18 protein-coding genes are annotated in these 20,195 nt (G+C 58.2%); 5 read left to right on the top strand and 13 right to left on the bottom strand.

Annotation, left to right across the window (positions count from 1 at the left end):
* Positions 1 to 51: 51 nt before the first annotated feature.
* The 3 genes from EBC_RS04740 to rbsK are packed head-to-tail and all read right to left on the bottom strand — an operon-like array spanning position 52 to position 3,324.
* On the bottom strand, positions 52 to 1,074 hold the full coding sequence (locus EBC_RS04740) for an aldose 1-epimerase family protein (protein ID WP_013200661.1): 1,023 nt from the start codon (positions 1,072 to 1,074) through the stop codon (positions 52 to 54).
* Positions 1,071 to 2,396 carry an L-fucose:H+ symporter permease gene (gene fucP, locus EBC_RS04735; RefSeq protein ID WP_013200660.1) on the bottom strand — a complete coding sequence of 442 codons (1,326 nt, stop codon included), beginning with the start codon at positions 2,394 to 2,396 and terminating at the stop codon, positions 1,071 to 1,073. Before fucP ends, EBC_RS04740 begins: the two co-directional genes overlap by 4 nt.
* A gap of 13 nt (positions 2,397 to 2,409) precedes the next feature.
* Positions 2,410 to 3,324, bottom strand: coding sequence for a ribokinase (rbsK, locus tag EBC_RS04730; RefSeq protein ID WP_013200659.1), 915 nt, complete (start codon positions 3,322 to 3,324; stop codon positions 2,410 to 2,412).
* Between the two features lie 188 nt (positions 3,325 to 3,512).
* Here rbsK and deoC (EBC_RS04725) point away from each other — a divergent pair, with 188 nt between their 5' ends.
* Both deoC (EBC_RS04725) and deoR read left to right on the top strand, forming a co-directional pair.
* Positions 3,513 to 4,184: a deoxyribose-phosphate aldolase gene (gene deoC, locus EBC_RS04725; protein ID WP_013200658.1), complete on the top strand. Its 672-nt coding sequence runs from the start codon at positions 3,513 to 3,515 to the stop codon at positions 4,182 to 4,184.
* Positions 4,185 to 4,208: 24 nt separating this feature from the next.
* Positions 4,209 to 4,985 carry a DNA-binding transcriptional repressor DeoR gene (gene deoR, locus EBC_RS04720; RefSeq protein ID WP_013200657.1) on the top strand — a complete coding sequence of 259 codons (777 nt, stop codon included), beginning with the start codon at positions 4,209 to 4,211 and terminating at the stop codon, positions 4,983 to 4,985.
* A 9-nt stretch (positions 4,986 to 4,994) separates the two neighbouring features.
* Here the strand turns inward: deoR and EBC_RS04715 are convergent, their stop codons facing one another.
* Positions 4,995 to 5,942, bottom strand: a complete 948-nt coding sequence (locus tag EBC_RS04715) for a 2-hydroxyacid dehydrogenase (RefSeq protein WP_013200656.1) — start codon at positions 5,940 to 5,942, stop codon at positions 4,995 to 4,997.
* 261 nt (positions 5,943 to 6,203) lie between these two features.
* Between EBC_RS04715 and ettA the strand changes: the two genes are divergently transcribed.
* A complete protein-coding gene (gene ettA / locus EBC_RS04710) occupies positions 6,204 to 7,871 on the top strand; it encodes an energy-dependent translational throttle protein EttA (protein ID WP_013200655.1) in 1,668 nt (555 codons plus the stop codon).
* 76 nt (positions 7,872 to 7,947) lie between these two features.
* Here the strand turns inward: ettA and EBC_RS04705 are convergent, their stop codons facing one another.
* A complete protein-coding gene (locus EBC_RS04705) occupies positions 7,948 to 8,844 on the bottom strand; it encodes a LysR family transcriptional regulator (protein ID WP_041691892.1) in 897 nt (298 codons plus the stop codon).
* Positions 8,845 to 8,941: 97 nt separating this feature from the next.
* Here EBC_RS04705 and EBC_RS04700 point away from each other — a divergent pair, with 97 nt between their 5' ends.
* Positions 8,942 to 9,943, top strand: a complete 1,002-nt coding sequence (locus EBC_RS04700; RefSeq protein WP_013200653.1) for a zinc-binding alcohol dehydrogenase family protein — start codon at positions 8,942 to 8,944, stop codon at positions 9,941 to 9,943.
* 95 nt (positions 9,944 to 10,038) lie between these two features.
* Here the strand turns inward: EBC_RS04700 and nadR are convergent, their stop codons facing one another.
* Genes nadR through serB form a run of 3 tightly spaced genes read right to left on the bottom strand, consistent with a single transcriptional unit; the run spans position 10,039 to position 13,649 of the window.
* Complete coding sequence (gene nadR, locus EBC_RS04695) at positions 10,039 to 11,265, bottom strand: multifunctional transcriptional regulator/nicotinamide-nucleotide adenylyltransferase/ribosylnicotinamide kinase NadR (protein ID WP_013200652.1); 1,227 nt, start codon at positions 11,263 to 11,265, stop codon at positions 10,039 to 10,041.
* 14 nt (positions 11,266 to 11,279) lie between these two features.
* The gene (radA, locus tag EBC_RS04690) at positions 11,280 to 12,662 is read right to left on the bottom strand and encodes a DNA repair protein RadA (RefSeq protein ID WP_013200651.1); all 1,383 of its coding nucleotides are present in this window, start codon (positions 12,660 to 12,662) and stop codon (positions 11,280 to 11,282) included.
* A gap of 9 nt (positions 12,663 to 12,671) precedes the next feature.
* The gene (serB, locus tag EBC_RS04685) at positions 12,672 to 13,649 is read right to left on the bottom strand and encodes a phosphoserine phosphatase (RefSeq protein WP_013200650.1); all 978 of its coding nucleotides are present in this window, start codon (positions 13,647 to 13,649) and stop codon (positions 12,672 to 12,674) included.
* Positions 13,650 to 13,764: 115 nt separating this feature from the next.
* Here serB and EBC_RS04680 point away from each other — a divergent pair, with 115 nt between their 5' ends.
* Positions 13,765 to 14,430, top strand: a complete 666-nt coding sequence (locus tag EBC_RS04680) for a YtjB family periplasmic protein (protein ID WP_013200649.1) — start codon at positions 13,765 to 13,767, stop codon at positions 14,428 to 14,430.
* Here EBC_RS04680 and yjjJ read toward each other — a convergent pair whose 3' ends face one another.
* The 5 genes from yjjJ to deoC (EBC_RS04655) all read right to left on the bottom strand — a co-directional run bounded on the left by yjjJ (position 14,431) and on the right by deoC (EBC_RS04655) (position 20,192).
* A complete protein-coding gene (gene yjjJ / locus EBC_RS04675; RefSeq protein WP_013200648.1) occupies positions 14,431 to 15,750 on the bottom strand; it encodes a type II toxin-antitoxin system HipA family toxin YjjJ in 1,320 nt (439 codons plus the stop codon).
* Between the two features lie 191 nt (positions 15,751 to 15,941).
* Positions 15,942 to 16,664 (bottom strand): purine-nucleoside phosphorylase, encoded by a 723-nt coding sequence (gene deoD, locus EBC_RS04670; RefSeq protein WP_013200647.1) that lies wholly within the window; start codon positions 16,662 to 16,664, stop codon positions 15,942 to 15,944.
* Between the two features lie 59 nt (positions 16,665 to 16,723).
* Positions 16,724 to 17,947: a phosphopentomutase gene (gene deoB / locus EBC_RS04665; RefSeq protein WP_013200646.1), complete on the bottom strand. Its 1,224-nt coding sequence runs from the start codon at positions 17,945 to 17,947 to the stop codon at positions 16,724 to 16,726.
* A 62-nt stretch (positions 17,948 to 18,009) separates the two neighbouring features.
* Positions 18,010 to 19,332, bottom strand: a complete 1,323-nt coding sequence (deoA, locus tag EBC_RS04660; RefSeq protein ID WP_013200645.1) for a thymidine phosphorylase — start codon at positions 19,330 to 19,332, stop codon at positions 18,010 to 18,012.
* A gap of 80 nt (positions 19,333 to 19,412) precedes the next feature.
* Positions 19,413 to 20,192: a deoxyribose-phosphate aldolase gene (gene deoC / locus EBC_RS04655; RefSeq protein WP_013200644.1), complete on the bottom strand. Its 780-nt coding sequence runs from the start codon at positions 20,190 to 20,192 to the stop codon at positions 19,413 to 19,415.
* Positions 20,193 to 20,195 lie beyond the last annotated feature (3 nt).

Genomic DNA, 20,195 nt, shown 5'->3' with positions numbered 1-20,195 from the left:
CCGAAACATCCAGACGACTTCCCTAACACACGGGTCAAAATCAAAGAGGCCTTATGGGTTTTCGATTAGCCCGGTTTCCACGCTGAAATGCCGCTGCTCTCGCGGTTCCAACATGATCAACGTGCCGGCCTGCTTAGCCGCGTTGAAGCCTTCCGGGCGGCAGGTGGCCGGTAACACATAGGCGGCGACCTGCTGATCGCTGTTGTGCAGGATCCAGCGCGTGGCATAGTTGAACTGCGCGGTCTGGAAGGTGGTGCTGAAACCGTGGCCGTCCGGCGAGTGCAGATTAAAGGTCACCGTCTCGCCGTACTGCGCCAGATTATCAGCAAAAAACACAATCTCGGGATCGTACATCTCCGGGCGCGTCAGCCCGCCAAAGGCCTGCGGTTCCGCCGCAAGCTGACGGGTATAGTCCAGCCACACCGGCGTTGGATGTACGTGGCCAGGAATCGAGGTCCGCAGCTTAAAGGCACTGTCCGGGATACTTTGGCTAAAAGTGCCATTGTCGACATAGGCGCTGTTCATATGGCACATATACTGCAACGGCATCGCCGTGCCGGACAGATTGGTGACCGCCATCTCAATGCGCAAGCGTGGCCGATCCGCCAACAACGTCACGCCTGGCAATGCGCGATAGTGATGGCCGAAACCTTTGATGTACTCCACCTCGCCGCGCACCGACACGCCCTCTTCTTCCAGCACGATCCAGGCGCTGTCCATGCGGGCGCAGGCCATCTCGCCGTGCAACGCATGGACATCGCCCTCGCCAGGGCAACCGTTGGCCAGCAGGCCGGAGTGGAAGGCGAAGCAGCCGTAGGTGTCAATAATGTCCTTGCCCGGCAACGGTTGCTTAAAGCCGTTGCCCATGGTCATCCGCTGACCGTCGAAAGCCGCATCCCACACCATCTGCCCGTAATACGGCAGCACGATTACAAAGCCACGGCGGTTCTCCATCCGCACCGCCTCAATCCCTGAGGGGTAACGGAACAGCTCTACTTTGACGTCGGCGTTATCCAGCAGCGTACGCGGCGTTTCACCGAACAGCGAGGGATGCAGTGGCAACGTGGTTCTCATCGTGCCTCCTCAGCCAGACGACCGCTGACTGCCGGCTGTTTTTTATGGCGCAGTTCGCCCCAGAAGTAGAAGCCCACCCAGGCGAAGCACAAAAGTGAGACGCCAAACGCCATCTGCATCGAGCCGAGACGGTCAGACACCAGACCCTGCAAGGCCGGGATAAAGGCGGCACCGACAATCGCCATCACGATAAACGCGCCGGCCACTTCGGTGTATTTGCTCTCGACGGTAGACAGGGTGCCGGCATAAATCGTCGCCCAGCATGGCCCAAACAACACGCTGACGAACACGGCGGCATAGACGGCGGTGAAGTTTGGCACCAGCATCACGTAGGCCAGCGTGGCCACACCGACGATGGAATAAGCAATCAGCACCTTCTCGGCGCGGAAGCGCGTCATCAGGAAGTTGGCGACAAACTTGCCGAGAAAGAAGCAGATAAAGCTGTAAATCATAAAGTTAGAGGCATGACGCTCGTTGGCCGCACCGAGGTTCAGCGCCAGACGAATGGTGAACGACCAGACCGCCACCTGCATCCCCACGTAAAGGAACTGCGCAATGATGCCGCGCTTGAAGTGACGGTTTTTGGCCAGATAGCTGAAGGTTTCGCCAAGGCTCGGCAGCTTTTTCTCATTGCTCTGCGGTTTGCAGTGCGGATAACGGGTCAACAGGAACAACACCATCACCACCACCAGGACCATCACCAGGTATTTGTAAGGTTCCAGCGTGTGCTCCAGCATGGTCAGACGGAACTGGTGCAGCTGTTCCGGGTTCATGCCGGCCATCTGGCTGTGCAGGCTGTCGCCATCCTGGAACACCAGGTATTTGCCCAACACGATGCCCATCAGCGCGCCAATCGGGTAGAACGTCTGGCTGACGTTCAGCCGCAACGTGGCGTGATCGCGGTGACCGATCATCGAGCTGTAGGTATTCGCCGCCGTTTCCAGGAAGCTCAACCCGATAGCAATCGCGAAGATCGCCGCCAGGAACATGGTGTAGGTCGCCATATGCGAAGCCGGATAGAACATCACGCAACCGGCGATATACAGCGCCAGCCCCAGCAGGATCGCAATCTTGTAGCTACTGCTGCGGATCACCAGCGAGGCCGGAATGGCAATTAAAAAATAGCCGCCGTAAAAGGCGCTCTGCACCAGCGCGCTGGCGAAATCGCTGAGGGCGAAAACGCTTTTGAACTGGGTGATCAAAATATCATTCAGGCTGGCGGCGCAGCCCCATAACGGGAACAGGCACGAGAGCAAAATAAACTGAAACAGTGGCGTCTTATTTAAATAGCCATCAGGCTGCTGGACGATGGTCGGTTGCATAGCGAATCCTCAGTTAATCGTTGAGAAAACGGTGGAAGGTATCGGCATCAGGGTACGAAAGCTGGGTTCCCCGTCCGGTGACGCTACAGGCGGCATAGTCGGAGGCAGACTGCATTGCCTTCGCGATATCGCCATGCTGGATCAGAAAGTGGGCAAAGCAGCCGATAAAGGCATCCCCTGCGCCACTGGTATCAATCGCCTTCACCGGCGTGGGCTTAATGCGGTGGACGGCATCTCCCTGCATCCACACCGATCCGCGGCTGCCGAGAGTGATAATCAGGTTTTTCAGGCCGCGTCCCAGCAGCATCTGCCCGGCGCGCAGCACTTCGTCTTCGGTGCTGACCGGCAGGCCCGTCAGGATCTCCAGTTCGGTTTCGTTCGGCATAAAGAAGTCGCACTGGCAGGCGTAATCGATGTCCAAACCGGCCACCGCCGGCGCGGGATTGAGGATCACCTGAATGCCGTTCTGCCGCGCAAAGTCGATGGCGTAATAGACCGTCGGCAGCGGGATCTCCAGCTGCAACACCATCAGACGGCAGCGCTTAAGATCCTCCGCCGCGGCATCAATATCCGCCGGAGACAGGTGCGCGTTGGCCCCTTTGATAATCAGGATGCGGTTTTGCGACTGGTCATCGACAAAAATCGGTGCCACGCCGCTGGAGGTGCCCGCCGCGACGGTGACGTGCTGCGCGTCGACGCCGAACCGCTGCAAGTTTTTCACCGTGTTGTCCGCAAACAGGTCTTCGCCCACTTTGCTGACCATCATCACGCTGGCACCCAGCTTCGCCGCCGCAACGGCCTGGTTGGCCCCTTTGCCGCCGCAGCCCAGTGCGAAGTCTGGCGCTTCTAAGGTTTCACCGGCTTTCGGCATGCTGTTGGTGTAGGTGATCAGATCGACCATATTGGAGCCGATGACGGCAATGTCCATGACGTTTTCCCCGTGTAAATTTTCATCATTAAATGTTGTAGAAATAACAATAACAATCATCTCATGTTATTTTTGTGACACCCGTCTCAGCCTGAAAATCCCGCCCGCGAGATGTTAATTGGCGATTGACGCCAGAATGAAAATGTTATTATTTTAACAAAACCCCCTAATCTGCTGAGGAGCTTCCCGTGCAAAACCTGGACTATGCCCGCTACATCGACCACACCCTGCTGGCGGCGAATGCCACCGTGCAACAGATCGCCACCCTGTGTGACGAAGCCATCGCCCACCACTTTTACGCGGTGTGCGTCAATTCGGGTTATGTGCCGTTAGTGGCGGAGAAGCTGGCGGGAAGTGAGGTAAAGGTCTGTTCCGTCATCGGTTTTCCGCTGGGTGCCGGCCTGACCAGCGCCAAAGCCTTCGAAGCGAAAGCCGCCATTGCGGCCGGTGCGCAGGAGATTGATATGGTGATTAACGTTGGCTGGCTGCAAAGCGGTGAGGTGAAGGCCGTCAGCGCCGATATTCAGGCGGTGCGCGAGGTTTGCGGCCCGATCCCATTGAAGGTAATATTAGAGACCTGCCTGCTTAGCGATGCGCAAATCATTCAAATCTGTGAAATTTGTCGTGAACTGAAGGTCGCGTTTGTGAAAACGTCCACCGGTTTCAGTACCGGCGGCGCGCGCGAAGAGCACGTCCGTCTGATGCATGATACCGTTGGCCCTGAGGTGGCGGTCAAAGCATCCGGCGCGGTGCGCGACCGACAGACGGCAGACATCATGATCCAGGCGGGCGCCAGCCGTATCGGCACCAGCTCCGGCGTCGCCATCGTTAACGGCAGCGCTGCCGGCGAGGGTTATTAACCGTATTATCAGGAGTGACTGACCATGGAAACCCGCCGCGACGAGCGCGTAAACAAGCTGGCATCTGCGCTTAAGCGAACCGATAAAATCCACCTGCGAGAGGCGGCGCGGCTGCTGGGTGTGTCCGAGATGACCATCCGTCGCGATCTCAACGAACAGCCGTCGGTGGTGGTGTTATTGGGGGGCTACATTGTCAGCGATCCGAAAAGCAATCAGGGTCACTACTTTGTCTCCGATCAGCAGGCGCATAACGTCGAGAAAAAGCGGCGTCTGGGCCAGCTGGCGGCGTCACTGATTGAGCCGGGTGATACGGTGTTCTTTGACTGCGGCACCACCATGCCGTGGATTGTCGATGCCATCGATAATGAGCTGGCGTTTACCGCCATCTGCTGCGCGATGAACACCTTCCTGGCGCTGAAAGAGAAACCGGCCTGTCAGGTGATCCTCAACGGCGGTGAGTTTCATGCCGACAACGCCATCTTCACTCCGCTGGGTCACGGCTCGGTAATGGACAGCCTGTGTCCCGGCAAAGCCTTTATCTCTGCGGCAGGCATTGATGCCGGTCAGGGTGCGACCTGCTACAACCTCAACGAATTGCCGATGAAGCATCAGGCGATGCAGCGTGCCAGCCACAAGATTCTGGTGGCTGACAGCAGCAAGTTTGGCAAAGTGTTGCCCGCCCGCATCGGCGAACTCAGCGCCTTCGAGACGCTGGTCAGCGACGATGCCCCGCCGAAAGAGCTGGCGCAGAAGCTGAAACAGCTGGGCATTGACGTGATGGTCGGGCAGAAAGCGCGTTAGGTCAGCCTCTTACGCCCAGCGATTCAGGATCTCTTCGCCATCGCGTAAGCGGCGCAGGTTTTCACATACCCCCGCCACGTTGCCGTTCAGCGAATTATCAGTGACGCCGCCGATATGCGGCGTGGCGATGACGTTGTACTGAAACAGCGCGTCATCCGGCTCGGGCGGCTCCTGCCAGAACACATCCAGCCCGGCGCCTGCCAGGTGATTCACTTCCAGCGCCGCCAGCAACGCCTGCTTTTCAATCAGTCCGCCACGCCCCAGGTTGATCAGGTAACTGCCCGGCTTCATCTGCGCCAGCGCGGTTTCATCAATGATATGGCGGGTGTCGGCATTGTCCGGCAGGCTGAGGATCACAAAGTCGGCGTCATTCAGCAGCGCCGGCAGATGGGCCATATTGCCCAGCCAGTCCAGCTGATGCGCTTTAGCGAAGGCCTGATCGGCGGTGCGTTTCACGCCAATCAGCCGCACGCCAAAGGGTGCCAGTCGTTTCGCCAGCGCTTTACCGATGCCGCCCAGCCCCACCAGCCCGACGGTTTTCCCCATCAGCCCCATGCCCACCGGCAGGCCAAGCTGACGCGTGGCGATCATCTCAGGGATCTCGCGGGCTTTGCGCGCCAGGCCAATCATCATCCAGATCCCCAGTTCGGCGACCGAATCGGCATTGCCGGATCGGTCCGACGGCACGTTAGCCACCTGAATGCCAAGCGCTTTGGCGCTGGCCAGATCCACCCCTTCCAGCCCGGCACCGGCCTGCTGAATCAGCTTCAGCCGGTCAGCGGTTTTGAGCAGATCAGGCGTGACTTTTGCCATACCGGGGATTAAGGCATCGTATCCGGCCAGGCTTTCGGCGGCGTGGCCCGCAGAAGCCGTGAACTCGACGTCAGGCAAGGTGTGACGAAACTGTTGGATCATGCCGCCCCAGGCGTTCTCTTCCGCCGCGATTAGAACTCTCATCGTTATCTCCCTGCTTTGTAAGGCAAAAAAACAGCATAAAGCCATCGGCTCAAAAATCAATCAATAATCCGGCACGCGAGCGCATCCCCTGGCGCTGACGCGGGTCAGCGAATGGGGCAGCCAACGCACCGATAACCTGAAGCAGGAAGGATATTCCTCGGGTGGCGGCTGTGATTAGCAAGCAAAACCAGCTAAACTTCGTCATCTGAGTGGGCATCTGCTGCCCCAATTAACACACAGACACCAAGAGGCTCATCCTACGTGGCTCAATTCGTCTATAGCATGCATCGCGTCGGCAAAGTGGTTCCGCCGAAGCGTCACATTCTGAAAAATATCTCCCTTAGCTTCTTCCCTGGCGCCAAAATCGGCGTGCTGGGTCTGAATGGCTCCGGTAAATCCACCCTGCTGCGCATCATGGCCGGTATCGACAAGGATATCGAAGGGGAAGCGCGTCCACAGCCCGGCCTGAAAATCGGTTACCTGCCGCAGGAACCGCAGCTGAATATGGAACACACCGTGCGCGAATCCGTTGAGGAAGCGCTGGCGGAAGTGGTTGGCGCGCTGAAGCGTCTGGACGAAGTCTACGCGCTGTATGCGGAAGAAGACGCGGACTTCGACAAGCTGGCCGCCGAACAGGGCAAGCTGGAAGAGATCATCCAGGCCCACGACGGTCATAACCTGAATACCCAGCTCGAGCGTGCTGCCGACGCGCTGCGCCTGCCAGAGTGGGATGCGAAAGTCGCCACCCTGTCCGGTGGTGAACGCCGCCGCGTGGCGCTGTGCCGCCTGCTGCTGGAAAAACCGGACATGCTGCTGCTGGACGAACCGACCAACCACCTGGATGCAGAATCCGTGGCCTGGCTGGAACGCTTCCTGCATGACTTCGAAGGCACCGTTGTGGCAATTACCCACGACCGTTACTTCCTCGACAACGTGGCCGGCTGGATCCTGGAGCTGGACCGTGGCGAAGGTATTCCATGGGAAGGTAACTACTCTTCCTGGCTGGAGCAGAAAGATGCCCGTCTGGCGCAGGAAGCGTCAAGCGAAGCGGCCCGTCGCAAATCCATTGAGAAAGAGCTGGAATGGGTTCGTCAGGGCGCTAAAGGCCGTCAGTCTAAAGGCAAGGCCCGTCTGGCCCGCTTTGAAGAGCTGAACAATACCGATTACCAGAAGCGTAACGAAACCAACGAACTGTTTATCCCACCGGGCGCGCGCCTGGGCGATAAAGTGGTGGAAGTGGCCAATCTGCGGAAGTCTTACGGCGATCGCCTGCTGATTGATGACCTGTCGTTCTCGGTGCCGAAAGGCGCTATCGTCGGCATTATCGGGCCGAACGGTGCCGGTAAATCGACCCTGTTCCGCATGATGTCCGGTCAGGAAGAAGCGGATTCAGGCAGCATCGTGCTGGGTGATACCGTGAAGCTGGCCTCGGTCGATCAGTTCCGCGACAGCATGGATAACAGCAAAACCGTGTGGGAAGAAGTGTCCGGCGGGCAGGATATTATGCGTGTCGGTAACACCGAGATGCCAAGCCGTGCTTACGTGGGCCGCTTCAACTTCAAAGGGGTTGATCAGGGCAAACGCGTTGGCGAGCTGTCCGGTGGTGAGCGTGGCCGTCTGCATCTGGCGAAGCTGCTGCAGGTGGGCGGCAACATGCTGCTGCTCGATGAACCGACCAACGACCTGGACATTGAAACCCTGCGCGCGCTGGAAAACGCCCTGCTGGAGTTCCCTGGCTGTGCGATGGTGATCTCGCATGACCGTTGGTTCCTCGACCGTATTGCCACCCACATCCTCGATTATCAGGATGAAGGCAAGATCGAGTTCTTCGAAGGTAACTTTACCGAATACGAAGAGTACAAGAAGCGGACGCTGGGCGCAGAAGCGCTGGAGCCAAAACGCATCAAGTACAAGCGTATGACCAAGTAACACTCAGAGGGCGAAGCGATTCGCCCTCTGCTTTTCTTCTGCGGGACGCACTCGCGTTGTCCCCTGCTTCCCAACGTTACTGATAAAACTCCCGAAACACCGGCGACTGCAAGGCGTAATCAATAAAGCGCGCCACCGCAGGCGAATTCAGCTTACGGCTTGGATAGACCAGCCACAGCTCATTGCCTTCCACCTGCCAGTCCGGCAACACCTGCACCAGACCACCTCCCGGCAGGATCTCCTGGGTCAGAAATCGCGGCAGCAGCGTGATCCCGGCATCGCCCAGCGCGCACTCCCGCGCATACACCAGGTTATCGGTCATATGCGTTGGCGGCAGCAGCCAGCGGTAATACTCTTCCCCACGGTTCAGCAGCCATTCGCTCCACGCCCGGTGCGCAATGCAGCGGTGTTCAGCCAGCTGCTGCGGATGCGTGATCGCCTCATATTGTTCAAGGTAGCCCTTAGAAGCCACCAGCAGCCGCTCGCAATAACCAATTCGCCGCCCAATCAGCGAAGAGTCCTGCGGCTGTCCGGTGCGCAGCGCCACGTCGTAGCCCTCCAGCACGATATCCCGGACTTCATCGGACACTGAGACTTCCAGCGTGACGTCCGGGTATTCCTGCTGAAACGCGGCGTTTAAACGCGCCAGCAGCGTGGCGCCAATTCCCGCCGGTGAGGTGATGCGCAGCCGTCCACTGGGGTTATCCCGCAGACGTTCAATCGCCACATTGGCGCGCTCGCTGGCCTGCATCATCTCCTGGCAATGCACCAGGTAGCGCTCGCCGGCAAAGGTCAGGTTCAGCTGGCGGGTGGTGCGGTTAATCAGCCGCAGCCCCAGTGCCTGCTCAAGCTGACTGATGCGCTGACTGACGCTTGATTTCGGCAATCCTGCCTTTTTGGCCGCCCCGGTGAAACTGCCGCATTCGGCCACCAGGGCAAACAGGGCCATATCTTGCAGCTGTTTAAACATGATTGTTTACCTGAAACGAACACTTCGTTAGTTATTGTGCGGCTTATCATTAGCCTGCTTAGGTTCTACACTGAATAACACACCTTAAAGGAGATGCGCTATGACAATCAAAGCGATTGCTATCAATCCAGAAAAACCGCAGCAGTTTATTGAGATCCAGGTCGAGAAACCGACGCCAGGCGAATACGACCTGCTGGTCGACGTTAAAGCCGCTTCGGTAAATCCCGTGGATACCAAAGTGCATAAAGGCGCACAGAAAAACGGACTCCAGCACCCGCGCATCCTCGGTTGGGATGCCAGCGGCGTGGTGGTGGAAGTGGGCAGCAAGGTCAGCGGATTTAAGCCCGGTGACGAAGTGTATTACGCCGGCGACATCACCCGTCCAGGCAGCAACACCACCCAGCAGCTGATCGACGCACGCATCACCGGCCACAAGCCGACGTCGTTAGACTGGGCAGAATCGGCGGCAATTCCGCTTACCGCGCTAACCGCGTGGGAAGGTCTGTTCGACCGTCTGCAGCTGGATAAGGCCGAAGAAGGTAAAACGCTGCTGATTGTTGGCGGTGCAGGCGGCGTCGGCTCGCTGGCGATCCCCTTTGCCAAGCTGCACAGCAAGGTAAAAGTGATTGCTACCGCGTCGCGTCCGGATTCGGTGCAATGGTGCAAGGATCGCGGTGCCGATCTGGTGATCAACTACCACGACATGCCCGGCGAGCTGGAGAAGCAGGGCCTGAAGCAGGTGGATTATATCTTCTGCCTGAATGACACCGACGGCCACTGGGATGCGATGGCTAAGCTGATTGCGCCGCAGGGGCATATCTGCACCATCGTCGAGAATGAAAAGCCGTTAGAGATGAACGAGCTGAAGCTGAAAAGCGCGGCGCTGCACTTTGAGTTTATGTACACCCGCAGCATGTACACCACGCCGGATATTGCCCGTCAGGGTGAAATCCTGGACGCCACGGCGAAACTGCTGGATGCCGGAAAGGTCAGCAGCTCGCTTAGCAAGACGCTGCACGGCCTGAGCGTTGAAACGCTGTCAGAAGCGCACCGGCTGGTGCTGGAAGGCCATATGCGCGGCAAAGTGGTGATGGTTTACTGATGCCAATCCCGGCCTGCTGAACAGTGGGCCGGCTCCTTTTTTAATGCACTACCGACAGCCGTTCAGTTTTTCACGGCTGTCGGCCGTCCTCAGGCTTACGCCCCCAGCATTTCCTTCACCAGCTCCACGCAGCGCAGGAAGCGCTCATCGTAGCTATCCTGCTCAACGTGCACGTAGCTGATGTTGTTCTCTTCCAGCATTGAGACCAGCAGCGTCTGGAACTCTTTGCGATCCACCGAACTGCCCAGGCTGCGTAATCCGTCGGCCACCCAGGGCACGTTATTCTCGACCAGGATCACCAGGTCAAAACGATATTCATCAATCAACGCCTGCACAAACGGGTGCTCGCGGCCTTCGTATTTTTTGCAGAAGGCCTGGGTGGTGACGAAATCGGTGTCGATAAAGGCCACTTTATTGGCGTACTTCACCGCAAAGTCGATGTACTGCGCCTGACCCAGGGCGATTTTGTCGTAGTCGGAATACTGCAACGCCATCTCATCGCCGCCGAGATGGGAGAAGACGTAGTCGCGGCCAAATTCCCAGGCACTGGTGGTATTAAAGATGTTGGCCAGCTTGTTGACCAGCGTGGATTTACCGCTGGATTCGCCGCCCAGAATCGCCACCGTACGCACAAAGAACGGCTTCACTTCGGTCGGAATATATTCCCAGTAGCGGAACGGATCGTGACGAATTTGCGCGCCGCTGATGCTCATAAACGAGCGCTTAGCATCGACCACCACCGCTTCAATACCCAGATGCTGCTGATACTGCGGGGCATCGAACTCTTCGCTGGTGTAAACCCGGTTGGGCACAATGCCGTGGTTTTCCATAAAGTCGTTAATGCCGCGGCTCCAGACATCCCAGCCGTGCGGATAGGGCTCCATTCCTTCCTCGTTGAACGAGTGGATACGGATGTTTTTCTGGTATTTGAAGGTTTGCAGCAGCCAGCGCAGGCGATCGCTCACCGTCGGCTGCTGCGACATGGCGCTGGCTTCAAACAGCTGACGGTCACGCGGCTCGTCGTAACCCATAATGATATGCAGCTCATCGACCTGACTACAGGCGCGCTGGATCAGGTAGATATGGCCGGTATGCAGCGGATAGAATTTGCCGAACACCACGCCGATGGTTTTTTCCCGGCGCGGAAACTCCAGCCCGAGAAAACGGTGCAGCGCTTCCAGCTTCTGCGCGCTGGGGCTTTTGATTTTGGCGTTCAGCAGCTGGCTCAGATAGCCCTTGGTCATGCCACTCGCATCCGCCACCTGTTGCAGCGTACAGCCCTGCTGGCGAATGGCGGTTTTCAAATAATCAAATGGTGACATCAATGCCTCCTGCGTTATAAGTCCTCAAGGATCGCCAGCGCATCGGCCAGCTTCTTCACGCCATACACTTTCATATTTTCCGGGGGTTTCTTCGGCACGTTAGCCGCCGGCACGATAGCCCGACGGAAGCCGTGCTTGGCCGCTTCGGAAATGCGTTCCTGCCCGCTTGGCACCGGACGGATTTCACCCGCCAGCCCCACCTCGCCAAATACCACCAAATCCTGTGGCAGTGGACGATCGCGCAGGCTGGACACCATCGACAGCATCAGCGCCAGATCGGCACTGGTTTCGGTGACTTTAACGCCGCCGACCACGTTCACGAACACATCCTGATCGGCCATCTGCAGGCCACCATGACGGTGCAGCACCGCCAGCAGGATCGCCAGACGGTTCTGCTCCAGCCCGACGGCAACACGCCGTGGGTTGCCCATCATTGAATGGTCCACCAGCGCCTGAATCTCTACCAGCAGCGGACGCGTGCCTTCCCACAGCACCATCACCGAGCTGCCGGAAGTGACTTCTTCACCCCGGCTAAGGAAGATGGCGGACGGGTTGCTGACTTCGCGCAGGCCCTGTTCGGTCATGGCGAACACGCCCAGTTCGTTCACCGCACCAAAGCGGTTCTTGTGGCTGCGCAGCGTGCGGAAACGGGAGTCCGCATCGCCATCCAACAGCACCGAACAGTCGATGCAGTGCTCAAGGACTTTCGGCCCGGCCAGCGAACCATCTTTGGTGACGTGGCCGACCATGATGATCGCCACGCCACGGGTTTTGGCGAAGCGGGTCAGATAGGCGGCGGTTTCACGCACCTGAGCCACGCTGCCTGGCGAAGACTGAATATCCGCCATATGCATCACCTGAATCGAGTCGATCACCATCAGCCGGGGTTGTTCCTGCTCGGCAATCAGGCAGATCTGCTCGATGCTGGTTTCCGACAGCATGTTGAGGTTTTCGGTCGGCAGACCCAGCCGGTGCGCGCGCATCGCCACCTGCTGAAGAGACTCTTCGCCGGTGACGTACAGGGTTTTCATCCCCTCGGCCAGCTTGCACAGGGTTTGCAGCAGCAGCGTACTTTTCCCGGCACCGGGACTGCCGCCAATCAGAATGGCACTGCCTGGCACCACGCCGCCACCCAGCACCCGGTCAAACTCTTTAAAGCCGGTTGAGAAGCGCGGCAATGCCTCAAGGCTGATTTCCGACAGCTTCTGCACGCGGCTTGGCCCCGCGCTGCCGGCATAACCGGTGAGGCGCTCGTTGCGCGCCACGGTCGGCGACGCTGCGAGGCGCACTTCGGTGATGGTGTTCCAGGCCTGACAGGCGCTGCATTGCCCCTGCCAGCGAGGATAATCGGCGCCGCATTCATTACAAACAAAGGCGCGCTTTACCGCTTTGGCCAAATCTACCCCTTAACGCTCTTCATGGATCAGGCTGCCGCTGAGAATACACAGCACGCCCATTAAATCCGCATGGCGGATGATCACTTCTGTCTGCTCGTTCACTTTCGGCTTGGCGTGATAGGCAATGCCCAACGCGGACGCCTTAATCATCAGCAAGTCGTTAGCGCCATCACCGATGGCCACGGTCTGCTCAGGCGCGATTTCAAAACGCCCGGCCAGCTTTAACAGCGTATCGGCTTTGTATTGGGCATCAACGATATCGCCCAGCACTTCGCCAGTCAGCTTGCCGTCGCGAATTTCCAGCACATTGGCGGCAATCGCAGACAGACGCAGCTTATCGCGCAGGTACTCGGCAAAGTAGGTGAAGCCGCCGGAGGCAATCGCCACATGCCAGCCCAGCGCCTGCAATTGCTGCACCAGCTCAGTCAGGCCCGGCATCAGCGGCAGTTCGTCACGCACTTTTTTTAAGATATTGGCATCGGCATCTTTCAGGGTCGCCACGCGCTGACGCAGGCTGGCGGCAAAATCCAGCTCGCCACGCATCGCGCGTTCAGTCACTTCTGCCACCATTTCACCGCAGCCCGCCAGTTTGGCGATCTCATCAATGCACTCGACTTCGATGGCCGTCGAGTCCATGTCCATCACCAGCAGGCCTGGGGTTTTCAGATGCGGGATTTTCCCCAGCGGCGCAACGTCCAGACCGGCATCGTGGGCCAGCTGCGTGGCGCGCGCGGTCAGCGAACCGGCCAGACGGACAACGTGGTAATCCGCCACGCGCCAGGCACTGACAATCACCATCGCCGCACCCAGCTGATGCTGAAGATGCGTCAGGCTGTCTTTATTCAGATCGCGACCATACAGAAGCCAGCCGGTACGGCCAGCGCGGTAGTCCAGCGGCATCACTTCATCGCCACTTAGAGAAAGAGGTAAACCCGGCCAGAGAGAGACATCAGATGGCAGGTCGCACCAGGTCAGACTATTTGGCATTACAGCTCCTGAAAGGACATTTTAACCACGCAAGAGGCTACCCTGTCAGCCCCGCTTCTGGCAACATAAAGCTCGAGACGAACGCTGGTTCGTGCATAAAGTGTGAAGGGTACAGATGGCAAAGGCCAAACTTAAATTTCGTCTGCATCGCACGGCAATCGTGCTGATCTGCCTGACCTTACTGGTGGTGCTGATGCAGGGTGCGTCGTGGTTCAGTCTGAGCCACCAGATGGCACGTTCCGAGCAGGTGGATGAACTGGCCCGCACGCTGACGCGCCAGGTGGCGTTCAGCCTGACGCCGCTGATGGAAAACAGCGACGATAACCACCAGCAGATCGTCGATATCCTCGCCCAGCTCACCAAAGAGAGCCGCATCCTTGATGCCTCTGTCTACGACGACGACGGCACCTTACTGGCCCACAGCGGCGAAACCATTAACGTGCGCGACCGTCTGGCGCTGGACGGGCAGCGAGCCGGGAGCTACTTCAACCATCAGCTGGTGCAGTCGCTGGACAGCGCTGAAGGCCCGCGCGGCTTCCTGCGCGTCACCCTGGATACGCACGTGCTGGTGACGGAATCCAAGCAGGTGGATAACACCACCAATATTCTGCGCCTGATGATGCTGCTGGCACTGGCTATCGGGATTATCCTCAGCCGGACCCTGCTGCGCGACCGCCGCACCCGCTGGCAACAATCGCCTTTCCTGCTGACCGCCAATAACCCGGTGAAGGAAGACGACGACGAGACCCGCGACGCGCCGGCCCAGGCTGATAAACCGTAATCAGGCCATGCGGGCGATGTGGGGCTCAAGCGATTTGAGCCCTTTTTGCATCTCCTGCGCAATGCGCCGAAAATCCTCACTCCAGGCATCATCACTACTCATCTGTAGCCAGTAACGATCGGCCATGGCCAGTGCTTTTTGCCAGACCGTTCGCCCCACGCTGCTATCCAGTTCAATCACCGGCGCGTCTGAACGCATATAGCCCGCGCTGTTGGGGGCGAAGCTCATCGGCAACATGTCGTAGGCCGGCGTTAGCGTCAGCGTCGGCGAGGTGAGGAAAAAGGCCAGGTTGCCAGCATGCATATCGCCATTCGCGATCAGCTTGCCAAATGCCCATTGCAGGGTGCCGCGTTCGGCATCCGGCGTCACAATCATTTTTTGGCTGACCAGCGCGCTGAGTGCCTGCGGCCAGCGGGACTGTTGGCCAGTAAATTCGGCCTGCACAGACTCCAGCGACACCATGCTGCGTCGGCCTCTTTCGCCCAACCGATCGAACCTGACCACTTCAAGAAACAGCTGCTCTTCCGCGCCTGAGAGGATGGTGGCCTCGGCCGCCGACACGCCCTCTTCCCTCAGAACCTGCAAGGCCAACGCCTCGGCCCGCAGTAAATCACACCAACGCTGGCTGTTTTCGTTTCGCCGTGCGGGCGTGAACTTCACCAGCACATGCGCATTCTCGCCATCCGCCAGCTGGGTGTAACAGGCAAATTTTGGCTGTTCGCCGCCCGCCGAAGAACCGACTTCTTCTCCCGCCAGCACTCTCTGCGCCAGCTCAGGATACAGAGCCGACGTCACCGGCGTTGGCGCGGGTTGCTGAAGCCACTGATGGTAACTTTCACGGCCAATCAGCCAGCTACCCGAGATATCGCTGCCTCTGGCAGTCAATGCCAGCAGGCTGTGATCGTCATTCCACTGGCGGATATCTTCCGGCAACCCCAGCTGCCGCGCGCACTCGCGCCCCCATGCCCTGCCGAGAAAACCCTGCGGGCGCATATCACTGAGATACCAGGGCAATCCCGCAAAATGCTGCCAGTTGCCCTGTGCATCTTCCACCACGCAACTGCCGGCCGGCCAGACACTGAACAGCTGCCCGGCATGATGAGAATGCCCCTGTTCATCAATCTGCCAGAGCGGGAAGTGACTCTCCTCACGCAAGGGGCGCAGCAATGCATAGCGGGTCGCGCGTGCGCGACCATATTTCATCACCTGCGGATGGGCAGCAATCAGACGCGAGAGCGTGGCCTGGCTAATTGCCAGACGGGCAGTCAATGTTGTCGCATCCAGCGGCCCTTGCAAAAGAAGCGTGGTTAAATCAGACATGGTGAATAGATTCGTGAATAGATACTTGAATAGATCATTAGCACTTAATCGGCTGAAAAGACATAAAAATGATAAAAAATGGTGGGGAAAGATGAATAGATACTTTAGTGATTTCTACTGAAGACTTTACGGAGGGGACGTTCATTAATATCACTGCTGGCCGGATTGCCCGGCCAGCAGAAGGCGTTAGATTACGCTTCTTTATCGCCCAGCAGCACAGATTCCAGCGCGATTTCAATCATCTCGCTGAACGTGGTCTGGCGCTCAGCCGCCGTGGTTTGCTCACCGCTGCGGATGTGGTCGGAAACGGTACAGATGGCCAGCGCTTTCGCACCGAACTCTGCAGCCACGCCGTAAATACCGGCGGCTTCCATTTCCACGCCCAGGATGCCGTACTTCTCCATCACGTCGAACATCTGCGGATCTGGCGTATAGAACAGGTCAGCAGAGAAGATGTTGCCAACGCGGGCAGACACGCCCAGCGCTTTGGCCGCATCGACGGCGTTACGCACCATCTCGAAATCGGCAATCGCGGCGAAATCGTGATCTTTGAAACGCATGCGGTTCACTTTGGAATCGGTAGATGCACCCATGCCGATCACCACGTCACGCAGCTTCACGTCTGAACGCACCGCGCCGCATGAACCCACACGAATGATCTTCTTCACGCCGAAATCGGTGATCAGCTCTTTCGCATAGATTGAGCAGGAAGGAATGCCCATGCCGTGGCCCATCACCGAAATTTTACGGCCTTTATAGGTGCCGGTGTAGCCCAGCATGCCACGCACGTTATTCACTTCTACCGCGTCCTGCAGGAAGGTTTCTGCGATATGTTTTGCGCGCAGCGGATCGCCCGGCATCAGCACCACGTCAGCGAAATCACCCATTTCTGCATTAATATGAGGGGTAGCCATTTTTCATCCTTTTTTCAGTCTGGCCAGCGCCTTAGCGCTGGTCGTTTAGGTTGCGCAGATTACAGCATGGATTTGCCGTATTCCATATCGGAAAGGCCAAAATAGTTCGCGACGGTCTGGCCGATGTCGGCGAAGGTCTCGCGATAGCCTAACGATCCCGGCTTCACGCCTGGGCCGTAAATCAGCACCGGGATGTGCTCGCGGGTATGCTCGGTGCCTTCCCAGCTTGGGTCACAGCCGTGGTCGGCGGTGAGGATCAGAATATCGCCCTCTTTCACCTGCGCCATCAACTCCGGCAGACGGCGGTCGAACAGCTCAAGGCCACCGGCATAACCCGGGATATCGCGACGATGTCCCCAGGTGGAGTCAAAGTCGACAAAGTTGGTGAAGACGATGCTGTTGTCCGGCGCGATTTTCATCTCGGCAACGGTGGCGTCAAACAGCGCATCCAGCCCGGTGGCCTTCACTTTTTTGGTGATGCCAACGTGGGCGTAGATATCGGCAATTTTACCGACCGAAATCACCTGGCCATTCTGCTCATCCACCAGTTTTTTCAGGATGGTTGGCGCAGGGGGTTCTACCGCCAGGTCATGACGATTGCCGGTGCGCTCGAAGTTGCCTGGCTTATCGCCAACAAACGGACGGGCGATCACCCGGCCAATGTTGTAGCCGCCTTCGGTTAAGGCCTCACGGGCGATTTCACACAGCGCATACAGACGTTCCAGCCCGAAGGTCTCTTCGTGGCAGGCAATCTGGAACACCGAGTCAGCGGAAGTGTAGAAAATCGGCTTGCCGGTTTTCATATGCTCTTCGCCAAGCTGATCGAGGATCACCGTACCTGACGAGTGGCAGTTGCCGAGGTAGCCTGGCAGGTCGGCCTTCTCAACCAGCAGATCCAGCAATTCCTGCGGGAAGCTGTTCTCTTTGTCGCTGAAATATCCCCAGTCGAACAGCACCGGCACACCGGCGATTTCCCAGTGGCCTGACGGCGTGTCTTTGCCGGAAGAGAGTTCACTGGCATAGGCATAAGCGCCGGTAATTTCGGCGTCTTTATCCAGCCCCAGCGGGAATTTTCCGGTCGACTCTTCCGCTGCTTTGCCCAGGCCTAAGGCCGTGAGATTTGGCAGGTGCAGCGGGCCTTTACGTCCAATGTCCGCTTCGCCCTTGAAGCACGCCTCGGCAATGTGCCCGAGGGTATCAGAGCCTTCATCACCAAATTTATGGGCATCTTTGCTGGAGCCGATCCCGAAGGAGTCGAGCACCATGATAAATACACGTTTCATCCTGATCTCCTGCGTCTGTGACGCGCTGAGCGTAAATTTTATCGATCCGAACAGTATGACGCTTATCCGCTAATTCTGCGATAGATAACTGGGGTCTGGGCCGGCGCATTTTCGCTTAAGGTCACCGCGCGCTTCATCGCCTCAGCGGCTTCCTGCCAGGCGGTTTCCGTAGCGGCGTGGATCACCGCCAGCGGACGCTGGTTGTCTGCACGGTCACCCAGTTGCGCCATCTCACTGAATCCGACGCTGTAATCGAGCGGATCGCTGGCCTGACGACGACCGCCGCCCATCGACACCACCGCCATGCCGAGCGCACGAGTATCCATTGCGCTGACGATGCCCGGCTTGTCGGCATACACCGCCTTGCTGAGCATCGGCGCCGGTAAATATTTATCCATCTGCTCGATAAAGTCTGTCGGGCCTTTTTGCGCCGCGACCATGCGCGCAAAGATTTCTGCTGCCTTGCCGTTATCCAGCACCGCCTGCAGTTTGCCGGTGGCTTCGTCGGTATTGGCCGCAAGCCCACCGGACACCAGCATTTCCGCACTCAAAGCCAGCGTCACTTCCAGCAGGCGTGGATTGCGGTATTCGCCGGTCAGGAAGCGCACGGCTTCACGCACTTCCAGCGCATTACCGGCACTTGACGCCAGCACCTGATTCATATCGGTTAACAGCGCGGTGGTTTTACAGCCCGCGCCGTTCGCCACGCCAACAATCGACTGGGCCAGCAGCTCGGACTGTTCGAAGGTCGGCATAAAGGCCCCGGAGCCGACTTTAACGTCCATCACCAGCGCATCCAGACCTTCCGCCAGTTTTTTGGCGAGGATCGAGGCAGTGATCAGCGGAATCGAATCGACGGTCGCGGTGATGTCGCGGGTGGCGTAGAAACGCTTATCCGCAGGCGCCAGCGAGTTGGTCTGGCCGATAATCGCCACGCCGACGTCTTTGATGATGCGACGGAACGTCTCGTCATCAGGGAAGATATCAAAGCCCGGAATGGCTTCCAGCTTGTCCAGCGTCCCGCCCGTGTGGCCGAGGCCACGGCCAGAAATCATCGGCACATAGCCACCGCATGCCGCCACCATCGGACCGAGCATCAGCGAGGTTACATCGCCCACGCCGCCGGTTGAGTGCTTGTCCACGATCGGGCCGTTAAGATTCAGCGCCTTCCAGTTGAGTACCGAGCCGGAGTCGCGCATCGCCATGGTCAGCGCGACCCGCTCCTGCAGCGTCATATCGTGGAAATAAATGGTCATCGCCAGCGCGGCGATTTGCCCTTCAGACACGGTGTTATCACGCACGCCATTAATAAAGAAGCGGATCTCTTCTTCCGTCAGCGGCTGGCCATCTCTTTTTTTACGGATAATTTCTTGTGGCAGGAACACGTTGCCCCCTGGTGGTTGCGGTAGTGAGGGCGAAATGATTTTCGCCCTTGCGGCTGAGGTTGGCGGGGTCGCCAGTCAGACTAGTAAGCGGAGTCGCTCTTGGCTCCAGCATGACCCGCCGTTTCCAGCAGGCTGGCTAACAGGCTGGACGCGCCAAAACGGAAGTGACGGGCATCGGCCCAGTCGCTGCCGAGAATGTCATCGGCCAGCTTCAGGTAAATTGCCGCATCGTCCGCGGTACGCACGCCGCCAGCCGGCTTGAAGCCCACCTGGTGCTTAACGCCTTTGTCAGCAATCACTTGCAGCATGATTTTTGCCACTTCCGGGGTGGCATTGACCGGCACTTTACCGGTGGAGGTTTTGATAAAGTCAGCGCCCGCCTCGATGGCAATTTCAGAGGCTTTACGGATCAGTGCCGCATCCTTCAGCTCGCCGGTTTCGATAATCACCTTCAGCAGCACGTCGGCTTCGGCGCAGGCTTCTTTACAGGCGCTCACGATCTCGTAGCCAATCTCTTCGTTACCGGCCATCAGCGCGCGGTAAGGGAACACCACGTCGACTTCGTCAGCCCCGTAGGCGATCGCCGCGTGGGTTTCTGCCAGGGCAATTTCTTTGTCGTCGTTGCCGTGCGGGAAGTTGGTGACGGTGGCAATGCGGATATCCGGCGTGCCCTGCTCGCGCAGCGTTTTACGGGCAATCGGGATAAAGCGCGGATAGATGCAGATCGCCGCGGTATTGCCCGCCGGGGATTTTGCCTGATGGCACAGCGCGATCACTTTCGCATCGGTGTCGTCATCATTCAGCGTGGTCAGATCCATCAGTTTCAGGGCACGTACGGCCGCTGCGGTTACGTCAGTCATTCT

Source organism: Erwinia billingiae Eb661, assembly GCF_000196615.1.
GTDB lineage: Bacteria > Pseudomonadota > Gammaproteobacteria > Enterobacterales > Enterobacteriaceae > Erwinia > Erwinia billingiae.
The sequence above is the reverse complement of the archived record's forward strand: the minus strand, read 5'-3'. Positions and strand labels throughout refer to the sequence as shown.

Excerpts from the sequence above, each read along its gene's own strand:
- EBC_RS04740 (WP_013200661.1), bottom strand. The coding sequence starts at position 1,074 with ATGAGAACCACGTTGCCACTGCATCCCTCGCTGTTCGGTGAAACGCCG.
- fucP (WP_013200660.1), bottom strand. The coding sequence starts at position 2,396 with ATGCAACCGACCATCGTCCAGCAGCCTGATGGCTATTTAAATAAGACG.
- rbsK (WP_013200659.1), bottom strand. The coding sequence starts at position 3,324 with ATGGACATTGCCGTCATCGGCTCCAATATGGTCGATCTGATCACCTAC.
- deoR (WP_013200657.1), top strand. The coding sequence starts at position 4,209 with ATGGAAACCCGCCGCGACGAGCGCGTAAACAAGCTGGCATCTGCGCTT.
- EBC_RS04715 (WP_013200656.1), bottom strand. The coding sequence starts at position 5,942 with ATGAGAGTTCTAATCGCGGCGGAAGAGAACGCCTGGGGCGGCATGATC.
- EBC_RS04700 (WP_013200653.1), top strand. The coding sequence starts at position 8,942 with ATGACAATCAAAGCGATTGCTATCAATCCAGAAAAACCGCAGCAGTTT.
- nadR (WP_013200652.1), bottom strand. The coding sequence starts at position 11,265 with ATGTCACCATTTGATTATTTGAAAACCGCCATTCGCCAGCAGGGCTGT.
- serB (WP_013200650.1), bottom strand. The coding sequence starts at position 13,649 with ATGCCAAATAGTCTGACCTGGTGCGACCTGCCATCTGATGTCTCTCTC.
- EBC_RS04680 (WP_013200649.1), top strand. The coding sequence starts at position 13,765 with ATGGCAAAGGCCAAACTTAAATTTCGTCTGCATCGCACGGCAATCGTG.
- yjjJ (WP_013200648.1), bottom strand. The coding sequence starts at position 15,750 with ATGTCTGATTTAACCACGCTTCTTTTGCAAGGGCCGCTGGATGCGACA.
- deoD (WP_013200647.1), bottom strand. The coding sequence starts at position 16,664 with ATGGCTACCCCTCATATTAATGCAGAAATGGGTGATTTCGCTGACGTG.
- deoB (WP_013200646.1), bottom strand. The coding sequence starts at position 17,947 with ATGAAACGTGTATTTATCATGGTGCTCGACTCCTTCGGGATCGGCTCC.
- deoC (WP_013200644.1), bottom strand. The coding sequence starts at position 20,192 with ATGACTGACGTAACCGCAGCGGCCGTACGTGCCCTGAAACTGATGGAT.